The organism is Mesorhizobium sp. B2-3-4 (assembly GCF_006442315.1).
In the GTDB taxonomy this organism is placed as follows: Bacteria; Pseudomonadota; Alphaproteobacteria; order Rhizobiales; family Rhizobiaceae; genus Mesorhizobium.
In genome coordinates this window covers 17,913-33,548 of sequence record NZ_VFVY01000019.1, presented here as the reverse complement: position 1 = coordinate 33,548, position 15,636 = coordinate 17,913, and the positions used below count along the sequence as shown (strand labels likewise).

At 61.0% G+C, this 15,636-nt stretch carries 14 protein-coding genes and 1 tRNA gene; 3 read left to right on the top strand and 12 right to left on the bottom strand.

The genetic code is table 11. From position 1 onward, the window contains the following. Positions 1–38: 38 nt before the first annotated feature. Positions 39–1,757 (top strand): DNA methyltransferase, encoded by a 1,719-nt coding sequence (locus FJ967_RS24800; protein ID WP_140734732.1) that lies wholly within the window; start codon positions 39–41, stop codon positions 1,755–1,757. A gap of 5 nt (positions 1,758–1,762) precedes the next feature. Here FJ967_RS24800 and FJ967_RS24795 read toward each other — a convergent pair whose 3' ends face one another. From FJ967_RS24795 to FJ967_RS24785, 3 genes are all read right to left on the bottom strand, one after another. Further along, positions 1,763–4,150 (bottom strand): hypothetical protein, encoded by a 2,388-nt coding sequence (locus FJ967_RS24795; RefSeq protein WP_140734730.1) that lies wholly within the window; start codon positions 4,148–4,150, stop codon positions 1,763–1,765. Between the two features lie 123 nt (positions 4,151–4,273). Then, a complete protein-coding gene (locus FJ967_RS24790; RefSeq protein ID WP_140734728.1) occupies positions 4,274–4,840 on the bottom strand; it encodes a hypothetical protein in 567 nt (188 codons plus the stop codon). A gap of 294 nt (positions 4,841–5,134) precedes the next feature. After that, positions 5,135–5,485: a hypothetical protein gene (locus FJ967_RS24785; protein WP_140734726.1), complete on the bottom strand. Its 351-nt coding sequence runs from the start codon at positions 5,483–5,485 to the stop codon at positions 5,135–5,137. Positions 5,486–5,914: 429 nt separating this feature from the next. Between FJ967_RS24785 and FJ967_RS24780 the strand changes: the two genes are divergently transcribed. Together FJ967_RS24780 and FJ967_RS24775 are read left to right on the top strand one after the other, a co-directional pair. After that, entirely contained in the window at positions 5,915–6,526 is a 612-nt protein-coding gene (locus FJ967_RS24780; protein WP_140734724.1) for a recombinase family protein, read from the top strand. A 10-nt stretch (positions 6,527–6,536) separates the two neighbouring features. Next, positions 6,537–6,719 carry a hypothetical protein gene (locus tag FJ967_RS24775; RefSeq protein ID WP_140734722.1) on the top strand — a complete coding sequence of 61 codons (183 nt, stop codon included), beginning with the start codon at positions 6,537–6,539 and terminating at the stop codon, positions 6,717–6,719. Here FJ967_RS24775 and FJ967_RS24770 read toward each other — a convergent pair. From FJ967_RS24770 to phaC, 9 genes are all read right to left on the bottom strand, one after another. Further along, positions 6,716–7,033 (bottom strand): hypothetical protein, encoded by a 318-nt coding sequence (locus FJ967_RS24770; RefSeq protein ID WP_140734720.1) that lies wholly within the window; start codon positions 7,031–7,033, stop codon positions 6,716–6,718. The genes FJ967_RS24775 and FJ967_RS24770 overlap by 4 nt on opposite strands. Beyond that, positions 7,030–7,602: an HGGxSTG domain-containing protein gene (locus tag FJ967_RS24765; protein ID WP_140734718.1), complete on the bottom strand. Its 573-nt coding sequence runs from the start codon at positions 7,600–7,602 to the stop codon at positions 7,030–7,032. Before FJ967_RS24765 ends, FJ967_RS24770 begins: the two co-directional genes overlap by 4 nt. A 261-nt stretch (positions 7,603–7,863) precedes the next feature. Beyond that, a complete protein-coding gene (locus FJ967_RS24760) occupies positions 7,864–10,458 on the bottom strand; it encodes an AAA family ATPase (RefSeq protein WP_140734716.1) in 2,595 nt (864 codons plus the stop codon). 117 nt (positions 10,459–10,575) lie between these two features. Next, entirely contained in the window at positions 10,576–10,839 is a 264-nt protein-coding gene (locus FJ967_RS24755; RefSeq protein ID WP_140734714.1) for a hypothetical protein, read from the bottom strand. 37 nt (positions 10,840–10,876) lie between these two features. After that, on the bottom strand, positions 10,877–11,455 hold the full coding sequence (locus FJ967_RS24750; RefSeq protein WP_140734713.1) for a hypothetical protein: 579 nt from the start codon (positions 11,453–11,455) through the stop codon (positions 10,877–10,879). Beyond that, positions 11,452–11,652, bottom strand: coding sequence for a helix-turn-helix domain-containing protein (locus FJ967_RS24745; RefSeq protein WP_140734711.1), 201 nt, complete (start codon positions 11,650–11,652; stop codon positions 11,452–11,454). The genes FJ967_RS24750 and FJ967_RS24745 overlap by 4 nt, the downstream gene beginning before the upstream one ends. A gap of 345 nt (positions 11,653–11,997) precedes the next feature. Further along, positions 11,998–12,072 (bottom strand) — tRNA-Glu (locus FJ967_RS24740). 181 nt (positions 12,073–12,253) lie between these two features. Continuing rightward, entirely contained in the window at positions 12,254–13,504 is a 1,251-nt protein-coding gene (locus FJ967_RS24735) for a YcbK family protein (protein WP_140734709.1), read from the bottom strand. Between the two features lie 214 nt (positions 13,505–13,718). Next, positions 13,719–15,554: a class I poly(R)-hydroxyalkanoic acid synthase gene (gene phaC, locus FJ967_RS24730; RefSeq protein ID WP_140734707.1), complete on the bottom strand. Its 1,836-nt coding sequence runs from the start codon at positions 15,552–15,554 to the stop codon at positions 13,719–13,721. Between the last annotated feature and the right edge of the window lie 82 nt (positions 15,555–15,636).

The following is a 15,636-nucleotide window of genomic DNA, read 5'->3' as shown; positions in this document are numbered from 1 at the left end:
TTAGCCCCTTATAGAGAGTTCGGGACGGGAGCTCTCTTATGAACAAGCTTTTCTATGGGGACAATCTTGACATCCTGCGAAACAAGGTCCGCGATGAAAGCGCAGACCTGATCTATCTGGATCCACCTTTCAAATCGGACGCCAATTACAACGTCTTCTTTCAGGCGGCGTCTCCTGCCAATGAGGCAGACGCCCAAGTGGAAGCTTTCAAGGATACTTGGCGGTGGGGTGAAGCTGCGGAAGCAGCGTATGACGATGTTCGCAATCACGGGAAGCTTGGCCAGGCATTGTCGGGTATTCGTAGATGGCTTGGTGATCAGAATGCGATGATGGCCTATCTCGCGATGATGGCCGTCCGATTTGTCGAGCTGCAGCGCGTTCTCAAACCAACGGGCTCGATCTATCTTCACTGCGACCCAACAGCATCGCACTATCTCAAGATCCTGCTCGACGCGACGTTCGGCCACGACTGGTTTCGGAACGAGATCATCTGGAAGCGAACCAACTCCCGGAGCACCGTTGGCCAATGGCCTCGATTGCACGATACGCTGCTGATGTATTCAAACCCGAGCTCGGCAACATTCAATGCACAACGCGTTCTTGGAGAGGCAGCCAAGCTCCCGCACACCCTTATTACGGGTCCAGATGGGTTGAAGTATCAGACGTACGAGATGACCGGTGCCGGCATCACCAAAGAGGGCGAAAGCGGCCAGCCTTGGCGCGGATACAACCCAAGTAAGATGGGGCGGCATTGGGGAAATAGCGTCATTCAGATGGAGGCTTGGGACTTGGCCGGTCTGATACATTGGCCAAAGAACGGAGGCTGGCCACGCCGGCGCGCTGACAAGCCATTCGATGCATCGCAACGACAGGTCGTCGTTGGCGATGTTTGGACCGATATCGATCGCTTGAACCAAACTGCCAAAGAGCGATTAGGCTATCCAACCCAGAAGCCTTTAGCGCTGTTGGAAAGAGTGCTGCAGGCTTCGTCCCGTGAGGGCGATGTGGTGCTTGACCCGTTCTGCGGGTGCGGCACCGCTGTTGACGCGGCCGAGAAGCTTCACCGTCAATGGATTGGAATTGATGTCGCACACTATGCTGTTACGCTCATCGAAGAGCGGTTAGCGCGGTGGCGGGCGGGCGCGGTCTATGAGGTCTACGGTAGACCGACAACCCTGGCTGGCGCCCGAGAACTGGCCCATCGCGATAAGCATCAGTTCCAATGGTGGGCTGCGTGGCTACTTGGAGCGCAGAGCTATCAACGCGACGAGAAGAAGGGGGCTGATCAGGGTATTGATGGACGAGTCGCGTACAAGAACGGGCCTTATGGCGATGGCCAAATCATCATCTCGGTAAAAGGCGGCGAGCACATAGGCGTGCAAATGGTCCGCGACTTGCGGGGTGTAATCGAACGGGAAGAGGCCGAAATGGGGATCTTGATCTGTTTGGCTACGCCAACGGCTCCGATGATGGTTGAGGCGACCCGCGCGGGCTTTGTTCCGAAGTCGGCTCACGGCAGACTACCTCGGCTTCAGGTCGTAACGATCGAGGATATCTTAGATCGGCGTCTTCCCCAATTGCCGCCAATCCCACGACCGGAGCGCCATGTCCCTACGCGCCGAAAAACCTCTCGTGATCAGTTGGAGTTGCTGCTTCCAACCGCTGGCGACGCGCCCGTTCGGATCCGGGGAGAATTCATCGATCCGAGATTTATGAAGTTCGGGCGCGATAGAAAACAGCAAGGCGTGGAGGCTTAAGCGAGTTAGCGAGGCGCGGATAGTGTCTGGCCGGCTTCCCAAGCCGTCCGCGCCGCCGCGTCCCCATAGGCGTTTCCTGGCCGACGATTGGCCATGTCGCGGATCAGATCGACCGATCGTGGATCCACGAACAAATCGGCGAGCGTGCGCACGTTGCGGCCGAGCGCCACGCGCCGCACCGCATCGCCGGCGTTTGTCACAAGGCCGGCTAGGCGTCGCGGGATCAGATCGGGGCGCGTCAACGCCGACAACAGCGAGCCGTCCCCAAGACTGTCGGAAATCTGCCGATTAAACTCGGTCGGGCTTCCCGGCGGCCGGCGCCGCATCGTTCCCTGCAGCACGTCCAACATCTCGCCCATTTGGTCAGCGGTCTGCGCGCCGCCGGGAAGCGCGCGCAGCACAGCGTCGAGCACTTCGGCGCGTTGATCGTTGCCGGCGACGCTCTGGTGGAACTTGGCTCCCGCCGTCTCACGGCTGCCGCCTTGCGTTTCGGTCTGCGCTTTCGAATAGCGATCGGACAGATTTTGACGGACCAGCGCCGCGGCAATCTCGGGATCCTGGCCTGCCAAGCGCGCAACCGCATCGGCCGTCTCAGACGCTGAGCCAGCCAACGGATTTTGCGGCAAAACCGCATCGGCCGCGGTGGCGGTATCCGAAGCTGAAGCCAGCCGCCCAACCGGCCCATGCTCGAGCGGGTTCAACTGCGTGCGTCGCAGTTGCTCCTGTGTCGCCAGCGCTTGGGCATATTCCGGCGATTGGGTTGTCGCGATCGCGCGGGCATCGACGGCGCCGGTCCGCTGCCTGGCTGCGAGCTCTGGCCCGTAAAGCGGGTTTGCAGAATTCGACAGGGCCTCGCCACGCGCCGCCATGTCCTTGGTGACAGCATCGATCACGCCGATCGAATTGTCCGGCAGATTGGCGTAGTCCGGCGCGATCTCGGGATTGTTCCGCAGCCGCTGCACCGCCGCGGTGAACCTCGGGTCGGCGGCGATCGGCGCGAACTGTGCGTCGGGGATAATCTGCGTCTGCGCGGCGTCGTAGAGAGAACGCGTCTGCGCGTTGATGCCTTGGCGGGTCTGATCGATCACCGCGTTCGCAGCGTCGGCCGCCTGCGGGCCAAGCGTGTAGGGATTTGAGTTTTGCGGGGCAATCTGGTCGAGCACACCGCTGACGGCGTTGTCGACCTGCTCGGGGCGCCGGGCGAAGAACGGCGCCGTGACGTTACCGCCAGCGGTCGAGCCTTCGACGACACGCAAGATATCGGGCAACCGCGATGCACCGTTACGAGCTTGCGCGACCGCTTCTGGCCCACTCAGCCGGATGCCCGTGCCGTTGTTCTGCAGCGTCTGCGCCGCCTGCCAATCGGCATCGGTCATTCCGTCCGTAGCGCGCCGAATGACCGCCTCCGGTGCGTTTTGAGCACGGACGCCGGCTGTGCCAGCATTGCCGACCAGCGCGCCGAGAAAGCGCATCATGCCTTCATACGGGGTGCCGTCTGCCATCTCGCCGGCGGCTTCAGACGTGACAGCGGGCGCCACCACATTCCCAAGCGCGTCCTCGCCGTAGCGCGCAAGCTTGCTCAACGCCGTCGGCACTGTACGGGCAGCCTTACCCGGCAGGCCGCCAGGCGCGGCGAACTCGGCGATTGCTCCCGCAAACCTGCCGGGCGTCGTCTGCGGCGTGTGCAGCACGTCGTCCATCTTGTCGCGCACCTTGTCCTGCGCGTCGTAAAGCATGCTGTTGACGCCGTTCATCGGCTGCGCGCGACGCACCAGTTCCTCTTCGGAAAGGGGCTCGGCTCCGATAGCGTAGCGCACGCCATTTTCGGCCTTGTTGTACAGATAATTTCCGGCCCCTTCGACCATGCGGCTTAGAGTGACAGGGAACATGATTGTCTCGGCCAATCCGCGCGGAAGCCCGGATGCCGCCGATTCGGCCACGTCCTTGGCGGTCGAAATCTGTGGCTGCGCGGCAGGTGTTGTCGATAACTGAGCAGACAGCGTCCCGAGTGCATTCGCGATTTCATCATCCGAAAAATCGTCGGGAAACTCTACGCGCTGGCCTTCGTATTCGACGATTTTGAAACCGGGCGGCAGCGCCGGCGCGCCGGAAGAACTGCCCGGCGGCGCGTCAAATTGGTGGAAAACATTGCCGGCCGGCTTTCCGGCGGCAGGCGCATCGAACTGGTCGAAGACGTTGCCGCCAGCGCCCGCCGGCGCATACCGCGTCCACGGGCCTGTCGCTGGCGCCGGGGACGGTGCGGGCGCATCGGGAAAAGCCGCGAAAGCATCTGCCGGTGCCGGCTGCTGAACAACGCGGTAGCCGGCCGGAATGGGAGGCGCTTGATACTTCGTCCAGGGTCCGACACGATCGCCTTTAGAGGCTGCGGTCACGAGTGCGCTCCAATCAAAGAACCTAGCGCATCGGCGCTGCGTTGGTTCGCTGAACGATATGCCGAGCTATTAGCTCGGCGGTGAGCGCGGCTGCCCGAGTTCCGCATTGTTCCGGCAAATCCATCATAGCCGTTCTGCGTTCGCGGTGCCAGCGTCCTGCGGCACGGCGAGGGCAGTCCGCTTCGTCATGCTCTGGAGGGTACGCACCGTCTTGGCGGCACGACGCTGTCGGATGGCGAACACCAGGTCCGCGGTTCGGATCTCATTCCGAAGACACTGCAAATAGTCCTGGTGATCGAACAATTCGTCTCTGTCGATCGTCTCGCGATAGTCGTCGACATTTGCCCAAAGGAGGATTTCCACGACGATCGCATTGAACCCTTTCGTGAGATAGCGGAGGCGCCAGCCGACGGTGCTGTTCTCGACAGCGCGACGAGCTTGCCCGACCGCGTCGATCATCTGGTCCCTGTCGGCCGGATGGAGGTGGAGCTTGGACTTGCGGCTGCAGAAACCGTTTATCGCCAAGCGGCCTTGGAAGAGCAGATCGGTATCGGGCAGAGCGAGCTTGGCGAAAGCCCAAATGAGACGCTCGACTTCCTCGTGATGCGCGGTTTCCTCCGGGGATGGCAGATCGCCGTCGAACGCCTCGTCGGCGTCAGGGAAGAGCGGTTCGACGACAGAAAGCGGCATGCGAAATCCTTTCGGTTTCGGCGGCTTGGTCGTCTGATGTGGAAGGTAGGGCGGCCCGGAGCGCCGATAAACGGGAAAGTTCGGGCGAATTACCGCGTCAGGTCAAAGTTTCGATTTGGCTGAAATTTGTTTGGCCGTCCGCCGGGGTTCCGGCCGCGCGCATGTGACTGTGCCACGGGGTGCACCCGGCCCTTCGGCCAGGTGGTGGCCGGAGAGGCGACGCCGGCGCAGCGTCAGAGGCGTCGCCTCTCACGCTCGCCCGGCAACTCCGACCGAGCCGCCCTAGTTGATCTCTTAGAGCGCCACCGCTGTCTTCGAATACGCCTCAAGCGCCTTCGTATATTCATGCTGGGCTGCGGCGCGAGCTTCGAGAATATCCCGGATGGCGTCACGAACCTCGTCGAGCTTGGCGGAGATGTGGATCATGCAATCGCCCGGTCCGTAGGTTTTGATAACCGGGTCTTGCCCGCCGCACGCCATCCTGAATGCTTTGATGACGCCGACCGAGACAAACTGATGCAGGTAGACATACTGCCAAAACTCACCGTCGACCTTCTCGATTCCGACGCCCCAATTGAAGGGCTCGTTTGCCACCAGCATCTGGTTAAATTCGCCGAAGCTCGGCCAGTTTCGTGCTCTTTTCATTGCCTCGTACCTTCCCGCCCGCTCTTCAAAGGGGCTCACCTTCCCGGGCTGAAAAGACCAGCACGATGGTTCCGCGCGCCTTTAGCCTTTCGGCCTGGACATCCGCGTGCGGACCCGGGAAGAGTTATAGCATCTAGCACTATCGCTTAGCGTGCGAAATGGCTTTTCAATTCCACCTTCAGAATACGGTTAACGTAATTGTTGTCAATATTATTTGCGTTGAGCGTAGTATAGTCAATTTTGTCGGTTTACGTCATTTGACGTTACTTTACACGACTGATCAAAGTGGCGGCATTGCCTTCATTCTGGTGATTCTTATAGGTACACCTTTCACGAACCGTCATTTTGTATAGTTCGATAAATACCCTTGACGACTTAAAGCGAACTGGTATTTATCGAACCACTCAAATCGAACTAAAGGGGTCGCCGATGTTTGTCCGTGCCTATCTCCGCGCCAGCACGAAAGAGCAGGACGCCAGCCGCGCAAGGGCGGATCTCGTTTCTTTTGCGAAAGACAAAGGCCTGCGAATTGCTGCGACGTACGTTGAAAACGAGAGCGGCGCCTCTCTCGCCCGGCCGGAGCTCTTCAGGTTGCTCGCCGATTGTCAGCCTGGTGACATCCTGCTGATCGAGCAAGTCGACCGCCTTAGCCGGCTGAGTGCCGTGGATTGGGAACGGCTGAAGGACGAGATACGCCAGCGGCGCGTCCGAATTGTCGCACTGGACCTTCCGACAAGTCACAGCATGGCGACTGCCGGCGATGACGATTTCACGGCTCGCATGTTGGAAGCGCTTAACGGCATGTTGCTCGACATGCTCGCTGCGATCGCCCGCAAGGACTATGATGATCGGCGGCGCCGGCAAGCCCAAGGGATTCAAAAAGCCAAGGGCGAAGGAAAGTACCGGGGGCGGCCAGAGGATGAGCAGCGTAACGCTGCCATTTCGAAAATGTTGAAAAGCGGGCAAAGCTGGTCCAGCATTGTCGCGGCAACCGGCGCCTCGAGAAGCACGTTGGCGAGGCTGACTAAACGGGTGGCTTGACGAGGGGCGCATGGGAACGATTTTGCTCTACGGACTTGGCGTCGTGGTCGTCGCATACGCGGGCGTCTGGCTCTACGGCAGTTGGACATTGAGCGGCGCCGGCCTTCCGCGTTTGCGCTCGTCGCCGTCGATCGGCGACCTGGTTGCGCGTGAGGAAGCTGAACAGGCCATGCGCAAGGCACGGGACGCCTAATCGAAAACGCTGCCCGGATCGCCGTCCGCCGACGACCGGCTTCGTTTCAAGCGGGCAACTGCGCGATTTAGTTCTTCCGATGTCATCTCCGCCGGCGACTTGTCCTGTTCAGCCTGACGGTCGGATCGGTCGAGCAACCCACCAATCTGCATCAACGTGCGCTGAGCTGATGCTTTGGCTTGTGCGGGCGCCTTCGCATCTCTGCAAACGGCGAGCGCGGTTTCATAGGCAACCTCGATCCCTTCTACGCGAGCGCGCCGAATGATCGCTGCGCGCCGCCGCTCATCGTCATCAAAATCGTCATTGTCGATCATTCGAATACGCCCTTTGCGTTTTGGATTTGCATCTCGGCCAGTCGAGCCTTAGCCGCATCGATCTCAGCCTGGAGAGCAAGCACTTCGGGAGATGGCGGTTTCGGCGGCGCCGATGCCAGCTTCCGCAACTCTGCGTCAGCCTTCCGTTTGCGCCTTCGGCTCTCCCTCTGCGCGGCGCTGCCTGGCCGGTGGTCACGCTGCCACTGCTCATAAGCGGCGCGTTCCTCTAGCGACATACGTTTCATGCGCTTTTTGCGCTTCGTTGCGGCCCGATCGATATCGGTTAGTTTGCGATTCAATTTCTCCGTTGCCGCGGCCGACTTCCCGTCCGGCCAGACATGTCGGTGCCATTGATCACCGCGGCCGGTCTTGCCCCCGTGGTATCTGCAACGACCATTTTCCAGCGCCAGGTTCTGGCACGGTTGCCCATCTCGCTTCCTGGCCGCGCCGCACTTCGGCAATAGATGCCGCTTGGCGTTCCACTTGCGCAGCGTGGCGCGGCCGATGGCGATCGCTGCCGGGCTGCCGCGCCATCCGCCTGGCCGTGTGTGCAGGCCGGGGCGTCTCACGGCCGATTTCCTATCGCGAACTGGTGAGGTATCGCCAAGCCCGCTCGAGACCGTGGAAGTGGTCGGGCTAGTCGGCCCGACAACCACTCCCGTAGGGAGACGAGCACCGACAAGCCGACAAGCATTGAAATCATTGAGTTTTTTTGGAGCTTGTCGCTTTTCGCCGACCGACAAGACCGACAAGCTGGACCGACATACGGCGTATGCACTTGAATTTCCTTCACATTTTGCTTGTCGCCGACAAGCCATCGACAAGCGCCGTCAAGCATTTTCTGCCCCCGCTGGCGACAAGCCAATTTCTCGCTTTACGAACCACGGAGCCGTCTCATGAGGCCTTTTTCGGAAAGCCAATATGCGTACAAACTGTCCGGCTCGTTCAATCGAGACACCCGATTTCAATGCGGATGTAACTAGCCCGGATAGTGACGGGCGTCCCTTTGCGGCCGTAAGCCCCTGTTGGCGAAGATCCTCGCCAACCGTGTCCAGAATGCCTTGCAAACCGCACTCATCGAACTCGCCCATCACCACATCAACAATCCTGGCGATCTCGCTGGCCTTCTCCTGGTCGACGTTCCGAGCACCGGCGGCCTTCAATCGGCTCTCGATATCGACGAGTTCCAGCACAGGCGCGAAATCACCTTCGGCCTTCAGTCGTGCAGCCGGATCGTCGTCGAACAGCGCTTTCGCTGTGCCAGGCGGCAAGCCGCTGCCGTTGTTCACGGCAACTGCAATGCGCTGCATGACGATCGGGGTTGTCGGCTTCCGGCTGTGGCTAAGCTTTGCGTAGTCGAGCCGCAACATGTAGTCGTCGGGCGAAACGCCCCAATCCTTTTCGTCGTCGGTTCCGGTGACGTTGCAAAGCGTGAAGGCGCTCCGAACCTTGCCGACCGCAGCAAAAGCACCACGGCCAGCGCCCATATCGCCGCGCTGATCCCGGCTGCCTTTCGAAGTGTGATGGATCAGTTCGATGGCCACACGGTTGCGCGCGGCGATGTTCGCCAGTTCCTGCAGGAGAGCGTTCATGTCGTCGTTGCTGTTCTCGATGCCGCCATTCATCAGGCTGATCTGCGGATCGAGCACGATCAGCACGGGCCTATGCTCTTGAATACGGCTTTCCAAAAGATCGGCGCCCCTCGCTCTCACCAGCGGCTTTCGCGTGTCTGGCCGGTGCATGATGGTCAAAGCTTCGTCGTCAACGCCCGACCACAAAATGATCGGATGAATCATGTCGTTGGGCTCGAGGCGGAGATACTGCTGAAAGGCCGACACGCGGCGCTGCATTTCGTCCAGTCGATCTTCCGCGTTGTAGACGATGACAGGGCCAGTGCGGTGGAGTTGTTCGAATCCTTGGCCATTCGCGCCGCGCAGCAACGCCCGTCGGCCCGTAGCGATTATCAACGCATCTCGTATCGCAAAAGTCGACTTGCTGATTCCCGGCTCGCCGACGCATTGCGTCACGTCGCCGATCGGCAGCCGCGGCTCGATCAGCATTTCCCGCACCGGAAGCTGCTTCGGGTCAACCAGGCCGGTCACGACGAGCAAGCCGGTCGTCGGGATTTTCTCGTGGTACTTGGCTGCCAAATCTTCGACGAGGCGGTAATCGGCACCGCCATGAGCTTGGCTCACAATGTGAGGATATGAGCCGTCGGTGTAGATGATCGCCTTGTTGCGACCGCCGCCGTAGTCAGGTTCGATCGGATCGGCGCACGTCTTGCGATGGAAGAACTCTTTGTTGGCCAGGATCTCGTCGATCGTGACCCATTTTCCATCGTCAAGGCGGATTTCGAAGCTGCCAATCAACTCTGAACGTTCGACTGCCGCCGCAACGATGCGTTCGGCCGTTTCGCGCAGCACGCACTTACTGACATGCCGCTCAATTTCGCCCTCCCGGTATTGGGCCGCGATAGCTTCAGCACGCGAAGCGCATGAGCTCTTGATTTCGTCGATGCGCTTGGCGAGTTCCACTCTCTCGGCATCTGACAGCGGCGCGAGCTTGGTCGTATCGAGGAAGCCGCCGGCCGCATTGATGATGCGGGGATCTCGCGCACCAGGCGTATAAGCGAGCCGGCTATCGCTCAGGATAGCATCTGCTTCATACCAGAGACGCTCCGGCCCCTTGGTCGCGATCCTGTCGATCAAGGTGCGAACCGATACGGCGCCGCTCTTCGAAATGAACGGGAAGCCGAACCCGGCTAGGACCAGGCGATCAAAGAGCCGATCGGTGAATTCAGCGATGTCGGAGCCGTCCAAAACAAAGGCATAGCGATGCTGACCGGAGTTTGCGCCCGTTGTCTGGTCGTTGGCGCTATTCCTGACGCCCGTCGATGAAGACGGTCGCATGACCAAACAGGCGTCAGCGAACCCCGGAAACACGCCAGCCAGCGCACCGCTGATTTCTCCCGCCGTCGCGCGCACCCGCTGCCTGATGTCTTCGGGCCAATCTTTCACATCAAAATCGAGACCAAGCACGGCGGCGCCGGCTTGATGCGCAAAGAAAGCCTTGCCGCGGTTGATGGCGTCAGGAGCGCTCGACAGCATCGCTTCGGTTACGATCGCCGTCGTATCCTTGCCGTCCGGCGGCGGCGTCAGCACAAGCGCTTCATTCGATTGCAGCGAAGTCAATGCCGCCGCGAATGACCTGGCGATCTCGGGCGCGGTGCCACTCAATCCAATGCGTCTTGCCGTACCGGATGTCATGCCAGGACTGCGCGTGCTGACGGGCTTCCCGGCGCTATCAATGCTGAACGATTTAGTTAGCGCGCCCGCGCTCTGCAGAACCGAGAATGCCAGATTGCACTTTTGCTGAGGTGCGGACGCATCGGCGAACAGCTCGACAACTTGGGGTCGGCGAGCCATATCTCGCACCTGGTCCCATGTGGGCTTTGCTGGCTGCGCGGAAGCGTGTACACTCACGGGGCTGATAACCTTCTTCCCGCCGGCCCGCTGTTGACGCAGCGGCCGGCTTTTCAGTTTTTAGGTGTTGTCCACGACAAGCCGCAGCGCTGGGGCGCGATGCGGCGCCGGGACGCCAGAAACGGCGCTATCGACGAGCCGGGCCAGGCTCCGCACTTCTACGGCGAGTGGACCGCCAGGCGTCACGCGGCAACCGCGCAGACGGCCCTCGCCGATCCTGTCGCGGACCCATGACGGTGAACGGGCAACGATTTGGCCGGCTTCAGCGATCGTAACGAATGCTCGGTCGCGCCACGGAATGTGCTTGGTCGGATTGGTCTGCATCGGTCGTCTCCTGGTTTGCGAAACGACATGGTGCCGATCAGTGCAGCGCCGAAAAAGGAACGAAACGGGCAGATTTTCGGCGCAAGGCTTGATCGGTTCGCTCGATCGCAAGTCCGTTGGCCAGACGATCGAGTTCTTGCTGAAGACCGAGCACGATTTCGGCGGTCGCTTGCAACGCGCGTTCCTTCGGGATGGCCCGGCTGGCGAAGGCGATGCTCATTGTCCGAAGAAAGAGCTTGCCGCTCTTCTCGACACGGCTCTTCGTGGCCGGCGAGCCCAACCAGCGAGCGGCCTGCGCAGCCGCATTCGGCTGCCCGGCGAAGCGATAGAGAGCCGCTGCGTAGATGGCGCGCTGGACGAAAGACAACTCCGGCCGACCGCGGCGCTTCGGGGTGAAAGACTGCTCCCACTGCAACAGCCATTCCGTGACCAGGATCATTTCATGCCCGATCAACCGTTCGACCGTCGCGGCGTCGCCAGTCAGTGCGCAGCCTTGGGCCTTCAGCATCTCGACCGTCATCTGGCGGACCACATCAGGCCGGAAGAAGTCGAGAATGCCGGAGGGTGCGTCGAGGGCTACGATTGCTCTCTCGAGCAGGGAAGGGGCCGCCGTCATGATGCAGCCTTGACGCAGCGCTCGAGAAACGCGTCGGCGTCGGCGCGGCGTACCAACGTCCGGCTGCCAATGTGGAATTTTGGAAGATCGCCCGATCGGAGGAGGCGCCAGACTGACGCTCGGCTGATGCGAAAATAGATGGCTGTTTCGCTGACCGTCAGGACGGCGGGTGAATTGGCAGTATGCTGGACGCCCATGGATGACCTCGGCTCGGAGCGCATGCGCTCGCGGTTGAATGGCCAAAAATCCGAGTCATCCGTTTCAAAAGCGGCCAGTTGCCTAAGGGTGTATCAGGCTGAAGCATTTAAGTCAATAAAAACAATCGGTTAGAATATCGACATACGAAATGAGCCTAAGCTGTTGAACCCGCTTGCTCAAATCGGTGTGCAACCGTCTCGTCTCGCAGAAAGGTCGAATCGAATTCTGCGCACCCTGGTCGAAGGCGGCGTTTGAATGCATTCGCAAAGCAACGAATTCGACAACGAAAAATCGGAACGCTCGCGCTCAATCGCCGCAAAGCCAAGGATTTCAAGGGAAGTCGGTGGTACGCCCAAGGGGAATCGAACCCCTGTTACCGCCGTGAAAGGGCGGTGTCCTAACCGCTAGACGATGGGCGCGCTCAGACGAAGCGGCTTATACTGACGTTGCGCGCAACCGGCAACCCGTTAGGTGCCGCCATGGACAACTTTTTTCCAGCCTGCCAAATCGGTGATTTCTCAAGGACTGGGCAAGGGCTGGCGATCGGCGGCAACGCCTGCGGCTTCGTCCTGACGTGACGTGCGAGTTTCGGTTGGGCGGCTAGCCGTCACCGCCGCCGCTGCGCCGGCGGCAGCGCCAGTTCCAGTCGCGCTCTGGACCGACGTCGACATGGACCGATTCGGTGTGGCAGTAGGTGCCGACGCCGCCGCGGCCGGGCATGGTCCTGATGTAGTTCGCCAGCTCCCATTTGGAGACGCCCGGCACCTGGATGTCGGCGGCGGCGCAATACATGTGCAGCGAATTCTTGGCGCCGTTGGCGCGGCGGTTGCGGGCCGGGTCGCGGTAGCCCGAGGTGACCACCATCTTGCGGCCGTAATGGCCTTCGATCGTCTTCAGCACGCGCACCAGCGACGGCTTCAGGCAGGCGACGTCCACGCTCTCGTTCTGCTTCAGGAGGCCGTTAGGCGCCAGGCGGGCCATGCCGGCGGCGGACGCGACCTGATAGCTGCCGCCGGAACCTTCATCCTCATTGAGGTCGACGTCGCTTTCGTCGTCGAGGCCGGATTTGCGCTTGATCTCGAACAGCGCCGTCTGGCGCACGCCGGGCAGGGCGTCGCTGCCCGTGATGTGATTGGTGTCGCCGCCGGTCGAGGCCAACTGTATCGGTTTCGCCGCGGAATCGGCCGAGGCCAGCGTGATGATCGGCTTTGCCGCGGCCGGGGCAGGCTTGGCCTGCACGGGTGGCTGTTCGCCCGATCGCGTGTTGACCAGCGGAGCAGGCGTTGCCGATGCGGGCGTGGCGCCGAACATGGAGGCCAGGAAGCCTTTTTTCCTGGGTGCTTCGGCTTGCGGCATTTCGCCAGCGGTCACATAGACCGGATTGTTCATTACAGGCGCCGCGGCCGGCTTCGGCGCGATCGCGGCGGCATCGGCGGCGGCGATCTTCTGGGCGACCGCGTCGGTCTCCTGTGCCGTCTGCACCGGCTGCTGCAAGGCCTGCGGCGTCTGTCCCGCGATCGTGTCCGCGCCGGCCGGGGTGGTGAGCGGGAAGGTGGCTTGCGGCTTGGCCACCGGTACGTAGGCAACCTTTTCGGGGAGCGCCGTATCCGTCTCGCTCATCACGGTCGTCTGCTCCGTCGCCACCTGCGACGACGAATCGGCGGCGGCGACCGTCTTGCCCGTGGAGGCCGCATTGATGTCCGACGCGGAGGCATTGTAGCCGGGCATTCCAACCGACATTGTCGGGTCGCCGGCGGATGTACAGGAGGCCAGAAGCATCGAGCAGAGCGCTGCCACAATGGCGCGGCGTTCTCCCTTTGCGAGGCTCCATCCTGCTGATTTCAAAGTCAAATTCCCCCTCGATGTCCGGTCGGTGATCCGTGGCGCCGACCAGTGTGTCCGCGTCAGGGTGACCTTTGTCTCCGATCCGGAAACGAGACCTGTGTCAAATCAGCAAGCCTGTGAGTATTTTTGCCGTGATTGCCGAATTGCGGCTGCTTGATGGTTGACGACTCCATTTCGCCCGCTTTTACGGGGCCGTCAACTCACCACACATTACAGTCGGTTACACACGCACCTTGACATAGGTACCGGGAGCATCGCCCAAGGTTTTCATATGCTTGCCGGGTTTGCGGGCCGGTACGCGGGCGTTGTCCTTAGCCTCTATCCAGCTTTGCCAATGCGGCCACCAGGATCCCGGATGGTCCGTGGCCTTTGCCAGCCACTGGTCGAAATCGCCCCTGGGCGGGCCCCCGGTCCAGTACTGGTATTTGTTGGATGCGGGCGGATTGACGACGCCCGCGATATGGCCCGATCCCGCCATCACATAGTCGACCGTGCCGCCGAAATATTTCGAACCGAGGAAGACCGACAGAGCCGGTGCGATGTGATCTTCCCTGGAAGCGAGGTTGTAAATCGGAATGGTGACGTCGCCGAGCGAGACGGTGCGGCCCGCCAGTTCCATCGTGCCGCGCGAGAGATTGTTCTCGAGATAGCAGTTGCGCAGGTAGAAGGAATGGTTGGCTGCCGCCATTCGGGTCGAATCGGCGTTCCAGTAGAGCAGGTCGAAGGGCAGGGGATCCTTGCCGCGCATGTAATTGTTGACGACATAGGGCCAGATCAGGTCGCCCGAGCGCAGCATGTTGAAGGCGGTGGCCATCTTGGTGCCGTCGAGGTAGCCCTTTTCGTTCATCGATCTTTCGACCGCCGCGACCTGTTCCTCATCGACGAAGACTTTCAGGTCGCCGGCATGGGTGAAGTCGACCTGGGTGGTGAAGAAGGTCGCCGATTTGATGCGGTCATCGCCTTCCCCAGCCATCAGCGCCAATGCCGCGGCCAGCAGCGTGCCGCCGACGCAGTAGCCGATGGCGTTGACGTCGCGTTCGCCGGTCGCCTTTTCGATCGTGTCGAGGCCGTATTGCAGGCCTTCCCTGATGTAGGCTTCCCAGTTCTTGGCGCCGTGGCGTTCGTCCGGATTGATCCAGGAGATGACGAAAACGGTATGGCCCTGCTCGATCGCCCAGCGGATGAAGGATTTCTGCGGGTTGAGGTCGAGGATGTAGAACTTGTTGATCCAGGGCGGGCAGATCAGCAGTGGTCGCTTCAGCACCGTCTCGGTTGACGCGTCATACTGGATGATCTCGGCGACATCGCTGCGGCCGACCACCTTGCCAGGGGTCATCGCTATGTTGCGGCCGATCTCGAAGGGAGAATAATCGGCCTGGCGCAGTTTCAGGTCGCCCTTGCCGGCGGCGATATCCTCGGCCAGCATTTTCATGCCGCGCACCAGGTTCTCGCCGTTGGAGGCGACGGTCTCGCGAAACAGTTCGGGATTGGTCAGGATGAAATTGGACGGCGAAATGGCGTTGGACACCTGCTTGACGTAGAAGCTCGCCTTGTGGCGGGTGTGCTCGTCCAGGCCCTCGGCGTGATCGACCAATTCCGACGCCCAGCGCGAGGTGACGAGATAGGCCTGCTTGAGGAAGTCGAAGAAGGCGTTGCGGCCCCATTCCGGATCCTGGAAGCGCTTGTCGCCGCGCTCCGGCTTGACGGCATCGTCGGGACCATCGGCGTTGGGACTGACCCGCTGGATGGCATTGGCCCAGACCGTCATGTAGCCGGCGAACAGCCGCGTCTGCGCCTCGAGCGCGCGCTGCGGATCGGCAAGCCAGTATTCCGAGAGCTTGGAGAAAGTCTTGACCATGTCGACGACGGGCTCGGCGACATGGTCGCGCACCTCACCCTTTTCGCGCGGTTCGGCCCAGGCGGACGCCGCCTTGCCGGCCTGCTCGATCATCCGCGCCATGTTCAGCGCGAAGCGTTCCGGGTCCTTAACCAGATATTGCTCGACCGTCGAAGGTCCGCCATCTTCCGTTTTGCCCGAATCGGGTGTTTTGGACATGGTTCGCGGGGTTCCTCCGGAAGCGTTTTCTTGACATATTAACATGGGACATCCGACAGGGTCCAATCTCGCTCTACCCCGG